This window comes from Pseudomonas sp. PSPC2-3, from assembly GCF_049898265.1.
Taxonomy (GTDB): domain Bacteria; phylum Pseudomonadota; class Gammaproteobacteria; order Pseudomonadales; family Pseudomonadaceae; genus Aquipseudomonas; species Aquipseudomonas veronii.
In genome coordinates, this window is sequence record NZ_JAFCXJ010000008.1 from 257,515 (window position 1) to 273,194 (window position 15,680).

At 62.4% G+C, this 15,680-nt stretch carries 17 protein-coding genes, 1 tRNA gene and 1 pseudogene; 6 read left to right on the forward strand and 13 right to left on the reverse strand.

Annotation, left to right across the window (positions count from 1 at the left end; translation table 11 throughout):
* Positions 1 to 55: 55 nt before the first annotated feature.
* The 4 genes from ACP7E3_RS19805 to ACP7E3_RS19820 all read left to right on the forward strand — a co-directional run bounded on the left by ACP7E3_RS19805 (position 56) and on the right by ACP7E3_RS19820 (position 2,737).
* The gene (locus ACP7E3_RS19805) at positions 56 to 973 is read left to right on the forward strand and encodes a LysR family transcriptional regulator (RefSeq protein ID WP_376740634.1); all 918 of its coding nucleotides are present in this window, start codon (positions 56 to 58) and stop codon (positions 971 to 973) included.
* A 13-nt stretch (positions 974 to 986) separates the two neighbouring features.
* Positions 987 to 1,397: a fosfomycin resistance glutathione transferase gene (gene fos / locus ACP7E3_RS19810; RefSeq protein ID WP_017844864.1), complete on the forward strand. Its 411-nt coding sequence runs from the start codon at positions 987 to 989 to the stop codon at positions 1,395 to 1,397.
* 54 nt (positions 1,398 to 1,451) lie between these two features.
* The gene (locus tag ACP7E3_RS19815) at positions 1,452 to 2,093 is read left to right on the forward strand and encodes a LysE family translocator (protein WP_046384396.1); all 642 of its coding nucleotides are present in this window, start codon (positions 1,452 to 1,454) and stop codon (positions 2,091 to 2,093) included.
* A gap of 116 nt (positions 2,094 to 2,209) precedes the next feature.
* Complete coding sequence (locus ACP7E3_RS19820; protein ID WP_017844866.1) at positions 2,210 to 2,737, forward strand: DUF4142 domain-containing protein; 528 nt, start codon at positions 2,210 to 2,212, stop codon at positions 2,735 to 2,737.
* Between the two features lie 92 nt (positions 2,738 to 2,829).
* On the opposite strand, the gene ACP7E3_RS19825 is transcribed toward ACP7E3_RS19820, so the two are convergent.
* The 4 genes from ACP7E3_RS19825 to ACP7E3_RS19840 form a co-directional block, all read right to left on the reverse strand.
* On the reverse strand, positions 2,830 to 3,330 hold the full coding sequence (locus tag ACP7E3_RS19825; RefSeq protein ID WP_046490294.1) for a methylated-DNA--[protein]-cysteine S-methyltransferase: 501 nt from the start codon (positions 3,328 to 3,330) through the stop codon (positions 2,830 to 2,832).
* A gap of 129 nt (positions 3,331 to 3,459) precedes the next feature.
* Positions 3,460 to 3,870 carry a type II toxin-antitoxin system HicB family antitoxin gene (locus ACP7E3_RS19830; RefSeq protein ID WP_057004761.1) on the reverse strand — a complete coding sequence of 137 codons (411 nt, stop codon included), beginning with the start codon at positions 3,868 to 3,870 and terminating at the stop codon, positions 3,460 to 3,462.
* A gap of 22 nt (positions 3,871 to 3,892) precedes the next feature.
* The gene (locus ACP7E3_RS19835; protein ID WP_057004762.1) at positions 3,893 to 4,075 is read right to left on the reverse strand and encodes a type II toxin-antitoxin system HicA family toxin; all 183 of its coding nucleotides are present in this window, start codon (positions 4,073 to 4,075) and stop codon (positions 3,893 to 3,895) included.
* A 147-nt stretch (positions 4,076 to 4,222) separates the two neighbouring features.
* The gene (locus ACP7E3_RS19840) at positions 4,223 to 5,125 is read right to left on the reverse strand and encodes a LysR family transcriptional regulator (protein WP_046384393.1); all 903 of its coding nucleotides are present in this window, start codon (positions 5,123 to 5,125) and stop codon (positions 4,223 to 4,225) included.
* A gap of 95 nt (positions 5,126 to 5,220) precedes the next feature.
* Between ACP7E3_RS19840 and ACP7E3_RS19845 the strand changes: the two genes are divergently transcribed.
* Positions 5,221 to 6,384 carry an MFS transporter gene (locus ACP7E3_RS19845; RefSeq protein ID WP_126589325.1) on the forward strand — a complete coding sequence of 388 codons (1,164 nt, stop codon included), beginning with the start codon at positions 5,221 to 5,223 and terminating at the stop codon, positions 6,382 to 6,384.
* Positions 6,381 to 7,574, forward strand: coding sequence for an MFS transporter (locus ACP7E3_RS19850; RefSeq protein WP_126589324.1), 1,194 nt, complete (start codon positions 6,381 to 6,383; stop codon positions 7,572 to 7,574). Before ACP7E3_RS19845 ends, ACP7E3_RS19850 begins: the two co-directional genes overlap by 4 nt.
* A gap of 81 nt (positions 7,575 to 7,655) precedes the next feature.
* On the opposite strand, the gene ACP7E3_RS19855 is transcribed toward ACP7E3_RS19850, so the two are convergent.
* The 9 genes and pseudogenes from ACP7E3_RS19855 to uca all read right to left on the reverse strand — a co-directional run bounded on the left by ACP7E3_RS19855 (position 7,656) and on the right by uca (position 15,598).
* Positions 7,656 to 8,024, reverse strand: coding sequence for a BrnA antitoxin family protein (locus tag ACP7E3_RS19855; RefSeq protein WP_057004765.1), 369 nt, complete (start codon positions 8,022 to 8,024; stop codon positions 7,656 to 7,658).
* A gap of 3 nt (positions 8,025 to 8,027) precedes the next feature.
* Positions 8,028 to 8,310, reverse strand: a pseudogene (locus ACP7E3_RS19860) (BrnT family toxin).
* Positions 8,311 to 8,533: 223 nt separating this feature from the next.
* Positions 8,534 to 8,839, reverse strand: coding sequence for a DUF6482 family protein (locus tag ACP7E3_RS19865; protein ID WP_017844869.1), 306 nt, complete (start codon positions 8,837 to 8,839; stop codon positions 8,534 to 8,536).
* 23 nt (positions 8,840 to 8,862) lie between these two features.
* On the reverse strand, positions 8,863 to 9,387 hold the full coding sequence (locus ACP7E3_RS19870; protein WP_017844870.1) for a DUF3833 domain-containing protein: 525 nt from the start codon (positions 9,385 to 9,387) through the stop codon (positions 8,863 to 8,865).
* A 218-nt stretch (positions 9,388 to 9,605) separates the two neighbouring features.
* Positions 9,606 to 9,679 (reverse strand) — tRNA-Gly (locus ACP7E3_RS19875).
* A gap of 142 nt (positions 9,680 to 9,821) precedes the next feature.
* The gene (locus ACP7E3_RS19880; RefSeq protein ID WP_057004957.1) at positions 9,822 to 10,706 is read right to left on the reverse strand and encodes an alpha/beta fold hydrolase; all 885 of its coding nucleotides are present in this window, start codon (positions 10,704 to 10,706) and stop codon (positions 9,822 to 9,824) included.
* Positions 10,707 to 11,010: 304 nt separating this feature from the next.
* Positions 11,011 to 11,703 (reverse strand): pseudouridine synthase, encoded by a 693-nt coding sequence (locus tag ACP7E3_RS19885; protein ID WP_017844881.1) that lies wholly within the window; start codon positions 11,701 to 11,703, stop codon positions 11,011 to 11,013.
* The gene (locus tag ACP7E3_RS19890) at positions 11,703 to 11,915 is read right to left on the reverse strand and encodes a cysteine-rich CWC family protein (protein WP_017844882.1); all 213 of its coding nucleotides are present in this window, start codon (positions 11,913 to 11,915) and stop codon (positions 11,703 to 11,705) included. The genes ACP7E3_RS19885 and ACP7E3_RS19890 overlap by 1 nt, the downstream gene beginning before the upstream one ends.
* A gap of 59 nt (positions 11,916 to 11,974) precedes the next feature.
* Entirely contained in the window at positions 11,975 to 15,598 is a 3,624-nt protein-coding gene (uca, locus tag ACP7E3_RS19895) for an urea carboxylase (RefSeq protein ID WP_426124140.1), read from the reverse strand.
* Between the last annotated feature and the right edge of the window lie 82 nt (positions 15,599 to 15,680).

Below are 15,680 nucleotides of genomic sequence, written 5' to 3' on the forward strand. Positions count from 1 at the left end.
CTGGACTCTAGGCTATTCGTCGCGCAAATTTAAATTCCAAGTTTTTATGCAGGGCATGCAGCTGATGAATGATCTGCGCCGCATCGATCTCAACCTGTTGGTGATCCTCGACGCCTTGCTCAGCGAGCAGCACGTCACCCGCGCCGCTGCACGTTTGCACCTGAGCCAGCCGGCGGTCAGCCACGCCTTGGCGCGCCTGCGCGACATGCTTGGTGATCCGCTGCTGGTGCGTCACGGCGGCAGGTTGCTGCCGACTGCCCGCGCGCTGGAGTTGGCGATACCGTTGGCGCAGGCCTTGGCCCAGGTGCAGGCGCTGCTGGCACCGAATCGCTTTGATCCGGCCTCGGCCACGCGCAAGTTTCGCGTGGCGATGTCGGACTACAGCGCGGCGATTTTTCTGCCGGGGCTGGTGCGAACCTTGCGCCGTGAAGCGCCCGGCATCGATCTGCAGATCATCCAGGCCAGCCGCGAAGGCATGGTGGACGGCGTGCTCAGCGGCGATATCGACCTGGCTGCCGGGGTCTTCCCTGACATGCCTGCTGAATTGCGTACTACGCCGTTATTCGAAGAGCATTACACCTGCCTGGTCGACCGCGCCAGCCTGCCACCCAGCGGCACGCTCGACCTGCCCACCTACCTGTCGCGGCCCCATGTGCTCTTGGAAATGCGCGGCAGCGGCACCCCGGAAATCGAGCGGGCACTGAGCGTGATCCGTGAGCGGCGACATGTGGCGATCAGCCTGCCGCATTGGGGCGTGGCGCCGCAGTTGATCGAGGGCACGGACCTGATCCTGACCGTCTCGTCGAGGGGCGTGCTCAACATCGACCGTGAGCAACTGTCGACGGTGCCGCCGCCGTTTCATATTCCGTCGTTCGCCTTTGAGCTGGCGTGGCATGCGCGGCGGGGTGGGGATTCGGGGTTGCAGTGGTTGAAGGCGCAGGTGCAGGGTGTATTGTCCGAAGGTTGCCACTAACAGGAACGACCCCATGCTCACCGGCCTCAACCACTTGACCCTGGCTGTCACCGATCTGCCGCGCAGCGTCAGCTTCTACCATGACCTGCTGCAACTTCGCCTCGACGCCACCTGGGACAACGGCGCCTACCTGTCATTGCCCGGCTTGTGGCTGTGCCTGTGCCTCGACCCACTGCGCCCGTCGGTGCCGGCGGCTGAATACACCCACTTTGCCTTCACGGTAGGCGCGAGCGACTTCGCCGCGCTGGTGCAACGCCTGCGAGCCGCCGGCGTAGCAGAGTGGCGCGACAACCGCAGCGAGGGCGCTTCGTTCTATTTTCTCGACCCCGATGGCCACAAGCTCGAAGCCCATGTCGGTGATCTGGCCTCGCGCCTGCAAGCCTGTCGCGCCAAGCCTTATGCCGGCATGCAGTTTTACCCGTAGCGCGGGAACGTGCAGAATCCTTCCACCTCTCAACCGTCAGTCAGAGTCACGCCCATGACCCCATCCTTGCTGCTCGCCGTCCTCGCTTCGGGTTTTATCTACGGTATTACGCCTGGCCCGGGGGTGTTGGCCGTGTTCGGTATCGGCGCGGCCCGGGGGCGTCGCGCCGGGGCCGGTTTTCTGTGCGGGCATTTGCTCGGCGATGTGCTGTGGTGCAGCACCGCGCTGATTGCGATCGTGGGGGCGCGGGAAGTCGGCAGCACTGCGTTCGATGTGCTGGGCGTGCTCAGTGGCGCGTACTTGTTCTGGCTGGGCTGGCGCGCGATCCGTACCCAGCGCCGCAGTAGCGAGGCACCCCAGGGCGCGGCGCGGCATCCGTTCTGGCACGGCATCCTGTTCGGCCTGACCAACCCCAAGGCCTACCCGGTGGCCGTCGCCACGTTTACCGCCTTGCTGTCCAGCCGTGCCGAGTTGCTGACCTGGGCGATGCTGCCATCGTTGATCTTGCTGAGCTTTATCGGTGGGCTGTTGGCCTACGCGATTCTGATCGGCGTGGTGGGCGCGCAGCGGGTACGCACGGTGTATCAGCGTCACGAAATCCTCATCACCAAGCTCTGTGGGGTGATGTTCATCGGCTTCGCCATCAATGCGCTGGCCCACGCGTTGCCGGGCCTGTTCGGCAGTAAACCGGCGTGAGGCGGCGACCGTTCGTCGCACTGGCAAGTTTTTTCTAAACCTTTGCGGCGGTTAAAATTCGAATTCAGAGCGGGGCGTATGTTCTCGCACCTATTTTTGCCCTGGAGGAACCCATCATGAGCCGCATGGCTATCCGGTTACGCACCGCCAGTTTCGCGATGCTGCTGGGCCTCGGCGCCAGCAATGCTTTCGCCCAGTCGCCGGCTGAATTCATCGAGCAGGCTTCGGCCAAAGGCATGGCCGATATCGAAACCAGCCGCATGGCCCACGCCAAGACCTCGTCCCAGGAAATCAAGGACTACACCATCGAGGTGATCAACGAGCGCACCCTGGCCAACCAGCATCTGGCGGCCATCGCCAAGAAGCTCGACCTGCCCGTGGCGCCGCGCGAGAAGATCGTCGACAAAGCCGAAACCCTCATGCCCGAGCTCAAGGACGGTGATTCCTTCGATGCTGCCTACACCGCGCAACAGGTCAAAGAAAACGAAGACGCCATCGCGCTGTTCAAGCAGGAAGGTGCCGCGTCGGATGTCCCGGAAATAAAAGCGCTGGTGGATGAGACGCTGCCCAAGCTGGAAGAGCGTCTGCAAAAGGCCCGCGCCCTGGCATCTACCTACGGTAAAGGCCGTCAAGGCGACGGTTGAGGCTTGCACTCGATATGCAAAACGGCGGTTGGCGCCCATCCAACCGCCGTTTTTTTATGCCGGGTTCAAGTCGGTCCTGGTCGCCGGCGCACTCAGAACCGCAGTTCCGCCTGGCCTGTGCCTTCCAGTGCGAGCAGATACTGCTTGGCCGCAAGCCCGCCGGCAAACCCGGTCAAGCCGCCCGATGCGCCAATGACCCGATGGCACGGCGCAATGATCGAGATCGGATTACGCCCATTGGCCGCGCCCACGGCGCGCACGGCTTTCGGGTTGCCGATCTGCTGGGCGATCTGGCTGTAGCTGCGGGTTTCGCCGAAGGGGATGGTCAGCAGTGCCTGCCAGACTTGTTTCTGAAAGTCGGTGCCGGTGAAGTCCAGCTCCAGCTCGAACCGATGACGGGCACCGGCGAAGTATTCCTGCAACTGGCGCTCGGTTTCCAACAGCACGGGGTTGTCTTTCACTTCGCGCAATTCCCCCAGGCGTACACGGTTCGCGCGCTCTGTTTCCCATAGGATGGCGCTGAGTTTGCCATGGCGGGACACCAGGGTCAGTTCGCCGACGGGGGAGGGCATGAGTGTGTATTCGTAGGCCATCAACGGGCTCCTCGAAGAACGGACGTAAAAGGGTACAGCGCTACGGTAGTTCCACCGGCCTGGAGGCAAACTACGTTTCTTGCGGTCAAATTCCGCCGGAACGAGTCTGTCGGCGGCATTCAGATGCTGCTATCGATCCTGTTGCAGCACCTTGAGCGCTGCGGACGCGAGGAACCCCGAACGGCTTTTTTCCTCGGGATGGTGCAGTACGTATTCATCGATACGATTGAGCAAATAGCCTGGCAGGGTGATGTTGAGTTTCTGCGCCTTGCCCAGGTATTTGGTGACATCGATGTCCACCACTGCCCACATGCAACCGGCGTACTTGGGGTTGGCTGCATGCAGGGTGACTTTCTGCGCGCTGGGAATCGGCGCACCGTCTTCGGCGAGAATTTCGAAGTGGCCTTCAATCGCTTCACGGGCCATGGCCATGGCGTCGTCCAAGTCGTCACCGACGGAGTAGCAACCAGGAATGTCCGGGACTTCCACGCCCCAGGCATGGTCTTCGTCACCAGTAGAAATTGCGATGGGGTACAGCACGTTCGTTGTCCTCCAAGGACAGTTAACTCAGCAGTGCCTGTTTCAACATGCTTTTGGCGGTCTTGTCCAACAAGTCCTTCTTCGGATGAGGAATTGTCACCAGCCCCGGTTTCGTCGGGTGCTTGAAGGGGTGATGGCTACCTCTGACGCGCACCAGATACCAGCCGTCGGCGACGATATGGCCTATTAAATATCGGCTATCCACAGCACCTCCTTGTGGTGTGTGTTGGTGGTGGCTATAACCACTGAAGATAAATTATCAACACTCTACCTACCAGCGGTCGGTGAGCGATAGTTCGGTGGGGGGCGAATCAAGCGTATGAGCGCGCAGGACGGGCGTCGGTCAGAGGTATTACTGGGGTTTTCGCAGGAGTGACGCTTCTCCGATGACGGAGAGAAACGCATCAACCAATGCACTCGGTCTTTCAGTCGGGGTCAGCACCAACAACCGCGCACACGCATCCACCTCCACCAACGGCCTGTACGTCACGCCCTTGTTCATCAAGCTCTGCGTGCAGGCCGGCACCAAGGCCACCCCTTGCCCGGCGGCCACCAGGGCGATGATCGAGGTGATCTGGCGCCCCGTTGGCCCCGCGCGCAGGGGCACGCCATGCTGGCGATAAAGCTGCTCGACGGTCTGGTTCAGCCCTGACCCATAGTCCGCGGGAAACAGTATCACCGGGTACGCGCAGAGCTGCGCCAGGCTGACGGTTGCCTGCTCGGCCAGCGGGCTGTCGCTGGATACCGCCGCCACCAACCGCTCTTCGCCCAGCGACAGCGCCTGCACGTGGTCGTTTTGCGGTAACAGCCGGCTCAAGCCGATATCCAGCCGCCCATCGGCGACCTGCGCGCCGAGGCTGCCGGAGGCGCATTCCACCAGGGTCAATTGCACATCCGGGAAGCGTTGCGCGAAAGCCTGGATCGCCTGGCTGAACAGATCCGACAGGGCGATTGAACTGACATACCCCAACGCCAATTGCCCGGCCGTTCCGGCCGCGAGTTTGCCGGCGATGACGTGGGCCAATTCGACCTGTTCCAGCACACCCCGGGCATAGGGCAAAAACGCCCGGCCCTGGGCGGTGAGGGCGACCGTGCGGCTGGTGCGATCGAACAGTTTGAAACCCAGCTCTGCCTCCAGCGCGGAAATCTGCCGGGTCAATGGCGGCTGGGCCAGGTGCAGACGCAGGGCGGCGCGGCCGAAATGCAATTCTTCGGCGACCATCAGAAAGTAACGCAGCTTGCGTAGGTCGAGCATCCTGATCCTTGGGTATCAATCGGTGCGAATTCGGTATTGGTTTAAGCCCCGCCCGCCATTCTATAAAGACCTTTCAAAATAAAACGAGAGGTTTCATGAACGCGCGCCTGCATTGTGCCCGCCTTGCCCTGTTCCTGTGTGGCTGCGCGGCGTTTCTCAACCTGTATGCGACCCAGAGCATCCTGCAGACGTTTGCCGCGCACTTTCAGATCAGCGCCAGGACGGCGGGCTGGAGCATCACCGTGACCACGCTGGCGGTGGCGATCACCGCACCTTTCGTCAGCCGCCTGACCGCACGCTTGGAGCCGCGCAGCGTGATCAGCACGGCCGCGCTGCTGCTGGCGCTGCCGACGTTGATGACTGCCTATGCCGATAGCTTCGCCGAAGTGCTGATGTGGCGCTTTGTCGAAGGCATGTTGATTCCGGTGGTATTCGCCACCAGCGTGGCCTATATCGGCGAGCGCTGGCGTGGTGGGACCGTCACTGAAGTCACCAGCCTGTATGTTGCGGGCACCGTGTTGGGAGGGTTCGCCGGGCGGTTCGTCACCGGTGTGATGACCGAGTACGTGGGCTGGCGCGAAGCCTTTGAGCTGCTGGCCGTGTTGAGCCTGATGGTGGGCGGGTTTATCCAGTTTCTGCTGCCCGCCGGTCGGCCGCGAGCGATGCAGGTTGAAGCGTTTTCGTCGGGGCTGTTTCGCAAACCCTTGGTGGCGGCGTATGCCGTAGGTTTTTGCGTGCTGTTTTCCCAGGTTGCGGCGTTTACCTACGCAGGTTTGTACCTTGGCCTACCGCCTTTTAACTTGGGGCCTGCGGCCTTGGGAACGCTGTACATGGTGTTCTTGCTGGCCCTGGTTGTGATCCCCATCGCCGGGCGCCTGAGCAAAGCCCGCCCACCCGCCGAACTGCTGAGTGTCGCGGCGGTGCTTGGCATCAGCGGCTCGGCGCTGACCCTGATGCCGTCGCTGTGGTGCATCGTGATCGGGCTGGCGCTCAGTTCCACCGGTGTGTTTCTGGCCCAGGCTGCCGCCAATGCGTTCATTGCCGGCAGCGCTCGCGACAACAAGGCGGGGGCCGTGGGGGTCTATCTCACCGCGTACTACCTGGGCGGCAGTTGCGGGGCCGTCGTCCCGGCGCTGATCTGGGAGCGCTGGGGCTGGGCCGGGTGTGTGGCGCTGATCATCGTGTTCCAACTGCTGACGTTGCTGATCGCCTTGACTGGCTGGAAGCCCCTTAAACCTCAATTGATCCGCACACCATGAACGACACCGTCGCTTTGCCTGCTGCTGAAACATCCACCCGCCGCCGCGCGCTCATCGCCGGCTGCAGCGCCCATGCCGTACACGATGGCCTCACCGATGTGATCTACGTTCTGCTGCCTATCTGGCAAGCTCAATTCGCCTTGTCCTACGTCCAGATCGGCCTGTTGCGCGGCGCCTATTCCGGGATGATGGCGGTGTTCCAACTGATGGCCAGCCGCGCCGCCACACGCTGGGGGCGTACTCCGATGCTGGTGGGCGGCACCGCGCTGGCGGGTGTCGCTTACCTGTTGGTCGGGCAAGCCAGCGGGTTGACCGTGCTGTTGTTGGCGCTGCTGCTTGGCGGCCTGGGCGCCAGCACCCAGCACCCGCTGGCATCCTCGATGATCACGGACGCGTATGAGGAGGGTGGTGGCGTCAAGCAAGCGCTGGCCCACTACAACTTTTCCGGCGACATCGGCAAAACCCTGATTCCCGGCCTGGTTGGCCTGTTGCTCACGCTGATCAGTTGGCGGGCCAGCGCCACACTGTTGGGGCTGCTCGGCCTGGCGGCGGCGGGGTTGCTGTGGTGGCTGATCCCCGGTCAGCCACACGCAGCCGCATCCACAACCAAGCCCCAGCCTTGCACCGCAACCGGCTCCGCGGCCGGCCTGCGCGCATTGATCCTTACCGGCACTATCGACAGCGCCGTGCGAATGGGTTTTCTCACCTTCCTGCCGTTCCTGCTGCAAGCCAAAGGCGCGGGCACGGCCGGTATCGGCCTGGCGTTGACGCTGCTGTTCATCGGCGGTGCATTCGGCAAACTGTTCTGCGGCTATCTCGGCGTGCGTATCGGCATGATGAAAACCGTCTGGCTGACGGAAACCAGCACGGCGCTGCTGATCGTCGCCGCGCTGTATCTGCCGCTGGCTGGGCTGATGCTGATGTTGCCGGTGTTGGGGCTGGTGCTCAATGGCACCTCGTCGGTGCTGTACGGCGCCGTGCCGGACCTGGTCAGCCCCGGCAAACGGGAACGGGCCTTTGCGCTGTTCTACACCGGCACCATTGGCGGCGGAGCGCTGGCGCCGGTGCTGATGGGGGGCGTAGGCGATGCGCTGGGCGTGCCGGTGGCGGTGATGGTGTTGGCGGGGATGTTGCTGGTGACGTTGCCGTTGGTGTGGGAGGTGCGAAGGAGTTTAAGAAACGAGGTTTAAGCGGGTTTGGCTTACGGCAGTCGGTGCTTGTTCGCCTTGCCCCTCGCTGTCTTTATTTGGAAGGGCGTAGGGCTTTATCTATCACAGCGAGGGTTTGTTTTTCTGTTTGCCGAGCTTAGGCGTACCCAACACGCGATTCAGCTCTCCTGCAACGGCGATCAATTGCTGTTCCAGCGCCTCCACTTCGGATTGACTGATTCCGCTGTTGATGACCTGAAGTGTCTTCAGCGGTTTTTTAGGCGTGGGTGCCAGATCATGAACATCCTGAGAAATCAGCGCTTGCCGAAGAATGTTGTTGATGACGGTCTGGTAACCCGTACCGGCATTTTCAGCCCTTTCGCGAGCCGCCTCGATCACCGAGTCGTCGAGCATGATGGTGATCCGGGTTTTGCCTTTACTGCTGGCGACAGCGCCGCGTTTAGTGGTGCTGAGGTCGTATTCGTCTTTCATGATTCAAGCCTCCAGATACTTCCGGTCGTTCATTTCTGGATGCGAGTCTTGCGCTGATAGGTCTCACAAAATTCGGGTCCCGATAGGTATAGGCGAGCACCAATGTTCTTCCTTTCGCGTCCTTCCCGATGATGCACCAGCGATACTCGTCATGGTCATGGGTTTGCCATACCAGTGCTGATTCGTCATAAAACACCGGTTCCGTATCCGCCCGGCTCAAGCCGTTGTGCTTGCTTTTATTGAGCGTGTTTTTCGCGGCGTCATATTGAATTCTGAAGGTTTTAATTATGCATATTTTATATGTATATAAAAGCGGTTGTCGGGACCGCTGACCTTCAGATCTATGGGCGTTTGAATCTGTCCATCGACGTTGACTTGGAGTGTGGGGAGCAGAGAATTAGCGTGTAGGAGGTGTTACTGACAGAAGCGGCACAGGATCGCGTGCGGTAGGTTTCCCTTTCCAGCCCACCCATACCAAGGGGAAGGCCAGCCAAAGAATGAAATGCACCCTAGAAGGACTGGGCCAACGTAAACGGAATACGCAACGCACCGATGGGGCCTTCACGTGTACCGCACATTTCATCGTGGACGCAGTGCTGTACCAGCACACAAGGAAACGCCGGAACCCGTTGCAACAGGTCGCGCAAATGCGTGGTCGAGCCGATACGCATCGGTTTCGCATCCTCGTCCAGCAGCGTCATCGCCGTATGCTCGAGCCTGACGCGCGCGATGTAAAAACCGCCCTCCAGCGACAGCAGCTCCAGCTCGCGTATCTCACCCTTCACGGCCAGTTCGGTCAGCATTTGCATATTCATGATTCAGCCTCGCAGTGGGTCGTTCATTGGCGACGAAAGAACAGCGTGACCTGGCCCCATTCGACGCCAAACTTGGACATGCTCGAACGGTTGATCAACGTGTCTTCGTCCATCAAGTACATCCAGTCGTCAAAACTGACTTCGTAGACCGAGCCATCCACCGCCAGGTTGAGGCGGTAGCGCCAACGCAATGCGTTGCCGGCCACCTCGCCAATCGCCTCGCCAACCACATCCCCCGCGCGCCCGCGCCAGCGCCCAGGGCCATCCGGTGTCAACGTCCACACCCGCTGCTGGCGCGTGCCATCGCTGTAGAGAAAACGCTCGTCGAGAATCAACGCATCGCCCTCGCGTCGGCTGGCGATATCTACCTCAAAGCGCTTGGCCACTTCCCCCGAACGCTTCTGGAATATGCCCCAGGCCTTGACGGGTTTGCTGAAGAAACGCTCCAGGTCCAACTGCGGTTGCTGGTCGGCGTAGTGGTCGACCTCTACGTTGCCGCAGCTGCACAGGCTCAATACCAGAAGCAGTGAAACCAGTAGGCGTGCCATGGACCGGCTCCTTGATCGTGTGGGGCGGGGTACTGAGGTTCAAGGATTGATAGTTGTACAAAAATATTGTTTTGTACATGTTTCGCGGTGTTTATTTTGAAGGCTTCCGAGGCTTTGAAGCGCCCGACTCTATATTCCACCCATAAAAAAACCGGCCACCAAGGACCGGTTTTTACATCCCCCGTCAAAACCATCCTGACGCGAGATCAATATCTGAGTGGAGCGGGTGAAGGGAATCGAACCCTCGTTATCAGCTTGGGAAGCTGGAGTAATGCCATTATACGACACCCGCTCAGAGCGGCTGACTTTGTACCAGATGTGCGCCGCGATTTGAAGTTTTTCTTTGAGAAATGTGCAGGTTGCGCGTGTTTGCGTAGGCAACGAGCCGACCGACTGTAGGAGCGGGCATGCTCGCTCCTACAGTCGGCTGTGTTTCAGAGCGCAAAGGCATGCTGCGCCTGGCCCTGGTGATAGCGCAATCGGCTGGTCTGCCGCGCGGGCTTCAGAAAGCCGACCACGGCGTCGCGGCTGTCGCGGCAGGCCGCTTTGTGCTCCATGTCCAGAAAATGCCCGGTCGCCTGGATCGTGCTGAAGCTGCTGTTTGGCACGTATTGCCCGAACTGCTGGGCATCCTCGGCGCTGGTGTATTCGTCCCATTCACCGTTCATGAACAGCACCGGCACGGTGATCTGGCGCGCGGCCTTGAGGTAGCACAGCCGGTCGCTGTTGAGTACGTGGCTGATGTGGAAGTGCATCTGCCCGTATTCATGCTCGGCCAGGCTGCTGACGTGGCGGTAGTTGAAGCGCTTGAACAGCGACGGCAGGTGTTTGCCGATGGTGCTGTTGACCAGGTGGCCGACGCGGTCGCGGTCGAGCTTGCCGAGGTAGTCGACGCCGCGTTCGAGATAATCGCGCATGGGCGCGTTGATCACCGGCGAGAACGAGCTGATCACCGCCTTTTCCACGCGGCGCGGGCGCTGGGCGAGGGCGACGAGGGTGGCGGCGCCGCCCCAGGAGAAGGACAACACGTGTTCGGCGGCGAAGTGGTCGATGAGTTCCAGGAGGATCTGGCCTTCGACTTCCTTCGTCAGCATCTGCTCGTGGCGGTTATGGATTTTGGAGCGACCGGCGTAGGGCTGGTCGTACAAAACCACATTGAACTGCGGGTACAGGCTTTTCACGGTTTGGGCGAAGGAGGCCGTGGTGGCCATGGAGCCGTTGACCAGGATGATGGTCTTTTCAGCCGCGTCCGCGCGATAGAACTCCGTGTAAACCCGATACTGACCCTGTATATCCAACACAGCGATTTCTGGCCTCATGTCGTAAGACTCCTGGCAAGCGGGTAGGGCGCGCAGATCACTCTGCACGAGCTTTGTGACAGGTAGGCATACGCCTTGAAGATGAGCGCCCATGTCGCGCCGATGACGGCTGGCCGACGGGTGTTACCAGGGCGGGTTGTTTGCCGGGAAGGCCCGTGGATCAAGCGCGGGCGCGGCAAGGTGTTTCTTGGAGGTTATAGGCGACTCGCCAGTCATCTTTTGGCTGACGTTTTGATTCAAGCAGTCGGTTCGGGATGTCGCAAGTCGCAGGGATGGGTTTTAGCCATCACCGGCCGAACGGTCGTCAGACCTGGCGGATTTCATCGGCGCTCAACGCTCGATACTCACCGGGCGCCAGCGCGTCATCCAACGCCAGCGGCCCCATGCGTTCCCGATGCAAGCGCAGCACCTTGTTGTCGAAGTGCCCGAACATGCGTTTCACCTGGTGATAGCGACCTTCGATGATGCTCAAGCGTGCCAGGCGAGGCGCCAACAGCTCCAGCTGGGCCGGTTGAGTCGTCAGGTCTTCAAACGCGAAATACACGCCCGCCGCGAAGGTGGCGGCGTATTCCGCGCCGATCGGTTGTTCGGTCTCCACCAGGTAGACCTTGGGCAGTTTGGTCGTCGGTTGCGTCAGGCGCCGCGACCACTGGCCGTCGTTGGTGATCAGCATCAGCCCGGTGGTGTTGAAGTCCAGGCGGCCGGCGATGTGCAGCTCGTCCTTGTCCGGTTCGTCCAGCCAATCCAGCACGGTCGGGTGCTGGGGATCGCAGGTGGCGCTGACGCAGCCCTGGGGTTTGTGCAGCATGAAATAGCGCGCCGGTTTACCCGCCTGCAGCACCTCATCGTCCACGCACACCCGGCTGAATTCGCGCACCTCGTGGTGAGGATCGCTGACGGGCACGCCATCGACGCTCACCCGCCGTTCCACCAACAGCAGGCGCACTTGCTGGCGATTGAAACGCGGCAGGTTGCTGAGGAATCGATCAACCCGCATTACAACGGCTCAGCCCCGCGCAACTGTGCATCGACCTGGGCACAGCGCGGGCACAGGCAGGCCTGGTTGCGTAATGCATCGGGCAGGGCTTCGAGCACCGCCGGGTCGATGGTGACGCTGTAGCACCAGCAGGCCTGGTCGGCGGTGCGCGGGTCGGCCAGGGTGCAGTCGTTGCGGGCGCCGCAGGCGGGGCAGAGGGTGGCTGTGGTCATCGTTCGGTTCAGGCTGGATCGGGCAGGGCGCCGAAGGTCCCTGCACGATACAGCGCCGCTCAGTCCCGTTCCAGCACCACGACCCGCTGGCCGGCGCCAATCGCGCTGCCGGGCTGCACGGTGATTTCCCGCACCACTGCGGCGAACGGCGCCGGCAGCGCGATCTCCATTTTCATCGACTCCAGCACCACCAGCACATCGCCGGCGGCAACGCGTTCGCCCACCGCCACCCGGACCTGCCACAGATTGCCCGCGATATGGCTGTCGATGCTGTGCTCATTGGCCTTCAGCGGCGTGTCCTGCGCGAGCGGCGCTGGCGCTTCCTCGCTGTCGAAGTGCGCCTGGCCGCTGGCGATCCAGCGTTCGCGCTCGGCATTGAACGCCTGTTGCTGGTGCTCACGAAACGCATCGATACCGGTGGCTTCACGCGCCAGAAAATCCTGGTAGTCCGCCAGGTTCAACACGCTGTCCTCGATGTGCAACGCAAAGCGCCCCAGCGGAAAGTCCCGACGAATCTTTACCAGTTCTTCGGCACTCACCGGGTAGAAGCGGATCTGGTCGAAAAACCGCAGCAGCCACGGCTTGCCGTCGAAGGCCGCGACTTCGCGATAGCGGTTCCACATCTGCAACGTGCGCCCGACGAACTGATAGCCGCCGGGGCCTTCCATGCCGTACACGCACAAATACGCGCCGCCGATGCCCACCGAGTTCTCGGCGGTCCAGGTGCGGGCCGGGTTGTATTTGGTGGTCACCAGGCGATGACGCGGGTCCAGCGGCGTGGCCACCGGGGCGCCGAGGTAGACATCGCCCAGGCCCATCACCAGATAGCTCGCTTCGAACACGGTGTGGCGCACCGCGTCGAGGTCGGCGAGGGCGTTGATGCGGCGGATGAACTCCAGGTTGCTCGGGCACCACGGCGCGTCCTTGCGCACGGTGGTCATGTATTTGTCGATGGCCAACTGGCACGCCGGGTCATCCCAGGACAGCGGCAGGTGGACGATGCGCGAAGGCACTTGCAGGTTGGGCGTGGCGCACACGGCCGTCCATTCGCCGCTGATCAGCGCCAGCAGGTCGGCCAGGGGCAATTGTTCCGGCTGGTAGTGGACCTGCAGCGAGCGGATGCCCGGCGTCAGGTCGATCACGCCGTGCCGTGCGTGGGTTTCGAGGGCCTGCATCAGCGCGTGGGCGCGAAAGCGCAGCACCAGGTCGAGCTCGGGCGCGCCGATTTCCAGCAGCAGGTGGGTGTCGCCGGCCAATCGGGCAACCAGACGCGTATCTTCCTGGCCGATATCCAACACCACAGGCGACGCGGGCCAATGTGGGCGCGGGCTTGCTCGCGATGGCATCGCCTCGGTGTTGCTGTGAGCGCGCGTCGCCTGCATCGCGGGCAAGCCTGGCTCCGGCATTTGATCCCATTTCAGCGCGAGATCGCGGGCGGTCTCGAGGTTCACCGGTTCGAAGCGCAGTTTGTCGCCGGCCTTGAGTTGCCCGAGTTGCCACAGGTCGGCTTCGATCACCGTCACCGGGCACACGAACCCACCCAGGCTCGGCCCGTCCGGGCCGAGGATCACCGGCATGTCCCCGGTGAAATCCACCGCGCCGATCGCATAAGGGTTGTCGTGGATATTCGACGGATGCAGCCCGGCCTCGCCGCCATCGGTACGCGCCCACAACGGCTTGGGGCCGATCAACCGCACGCCGGTGCGGCTGGAGTTGAAATGCACTTCCCACTGTGTGGCGAAGAAGGTGTCGATGTACTCGGGCCGGAAGTATTCCGGCGCGCCGTGGGGGCCATAAATCACCCGTAGCGTGCGGACCTGCGCCAGCGGTTGCGCGACCAGTTGCCGGCCTGCGGTGACGTCGACCAGCGGCAACAGATGCAGCACGTCGCCCGCGCGCAACGCCCGCCCGCCATGCCCGCCGAACTGGCCCAGGGTGAAGGTGCTTTGGCTGCCCAGGTAGTCCGGCACTTGCAGCCCGCCGCGCAGGCACAGGTAACTGCGCGCGCCGGCCCCGGCGAGGGTGCCGAGGCTCAACAGCGATCCGGCTTCGATCCGCAGCGTGGTGTTCATCGGCACGGGGTGATCGTCCAGCAGCAGCGGAATATCCGCCCCGGTCACCGCCACCACGGCGGTGCAGTTGAAGCGCAACAGCGGCCCGCTCATGGTGATCTCCAAGGCTGCCGCGCCTTCGCGATTGCCCAGCAGACGATTGCCCAGGCGCAGCGCGCGGCTGTCCATCGGCCCCGACGGCGGTACGCCCACGGCCCAATAACCGAGGCGTCCGGGATAGTCCTGCACGCTGGTTTGCGTGCCCGCGCTGAGCACTTCGAACGTGTGGGCAACGTAGACCAGATCTTCCAGGCAGCGCGTCCACGGATGGCCACCGGCAAAGGGCGCGGCTAGCAGGATCTGGCGCAGGTAATCGCGGTTGGTTTCCACGCCGTAGAGCTGGCTGTCGCTCAAGGCGCGATGCAAATCCAGGCGCGCCTGTTCGCGGGTGGGCGCCCAGGTGATGAGCTTGGCGATCATCGGGTCGAAGTACGGCGGGATCTCACAACCGGCCTCGACCCAAGTGTCGATGCGCAAGCCTTCGGCCTGCGGAAAATCCACGCAGGTCAACAGCCCCGGGCTCGGCTGGAAATCGCGGCCTGGATCTTCCGCATACAAGCGTGCCTGGATCGCGTGGCCCTGGGGCTTCAACGCCAACTCACTCAATGGCCGCATGTCTCCCGCCGCCAGTTGCACCATCCAGCGCACCAGGTCCACGCCCCACACTTGTTCGGTGACGCCGTGTTCCACCTGCAACCGCGTGTTCACTTCCAGGAAGTAGAAGCGACTGTCTGCGCTATCGAAGATGAATTCCACGGTGCCGGCGCTGCGGTAGTTGACCGCCTTGGCCAGGGTGATGGCGGCCGAGCACAGGGCCTCGGCCATGCCTTCGGGCAGGTTCGGCGCCGGGGTTTCTTCGAGGACTTTCTGGTTGCGCCGCTGCACCGAACAATCGCGCACGCCAAGGGCGATCACCTCGCCCGCGCCGTCGCCGAACACCTGCACCTCCAGGTGGCGAGCGTGCTCGATGTACTTCTCGATAAACACGCCGGCATCGCTGAAGTTGTTCTGGCCCAGGCGCTTGACGGCGTCGAAGCACTCATTCAACTCCGCGGCGTGGCGGCATACGCGCATGCCGATGCCGCCGCCGCCGGCGGTGCTCTTGAGCATGACCGGGTAGCCCACGCGGTCGGCGGCGAGCATGGCGGCGTCGAGGTTGTCGAGCAGTTCGCTGCCTTCGAGCAAGGGGAGGTGGTGTTGCTTGGCCAGCGCCCGTGCGGTGTGCTTGAGGCCGAATACGCGCAGCTGTTGCGGGGTCGGCCCGATAAAGGCGATGCCGGCGTTTTCGCAGGCTTGCGCGAAAGCGGCGTTTTCCGAGAGAAAGCCGTAGCCGGGATGAATCGCCGTGGCGCCGCTGGCCTTGGCGATGGCGAGGATTTTGTCCACCGCCAGGTAGGTGCCGGCCGCGGCGCCTTCACCGAGGCTGTAGGCTTCGTCGGCGTGTTGGATGTGCAGGCTGGCCGCATCGGCTTCGGCGTACACGGCGACGCCCTTTACATGCAGCTCGCGCAAGGTGCGCAGGATGCGGCAGGCGATGGCGCCACGGTTGGCGATCAAGAGTTTTTCGAACATGGCAAAACCCTGCGGGCCGTCCCGCAAAGTGAAGGAGCACTACGGTCGTCCGCAGTGCATGTCGTGAGTGTGGGAGGGGGGG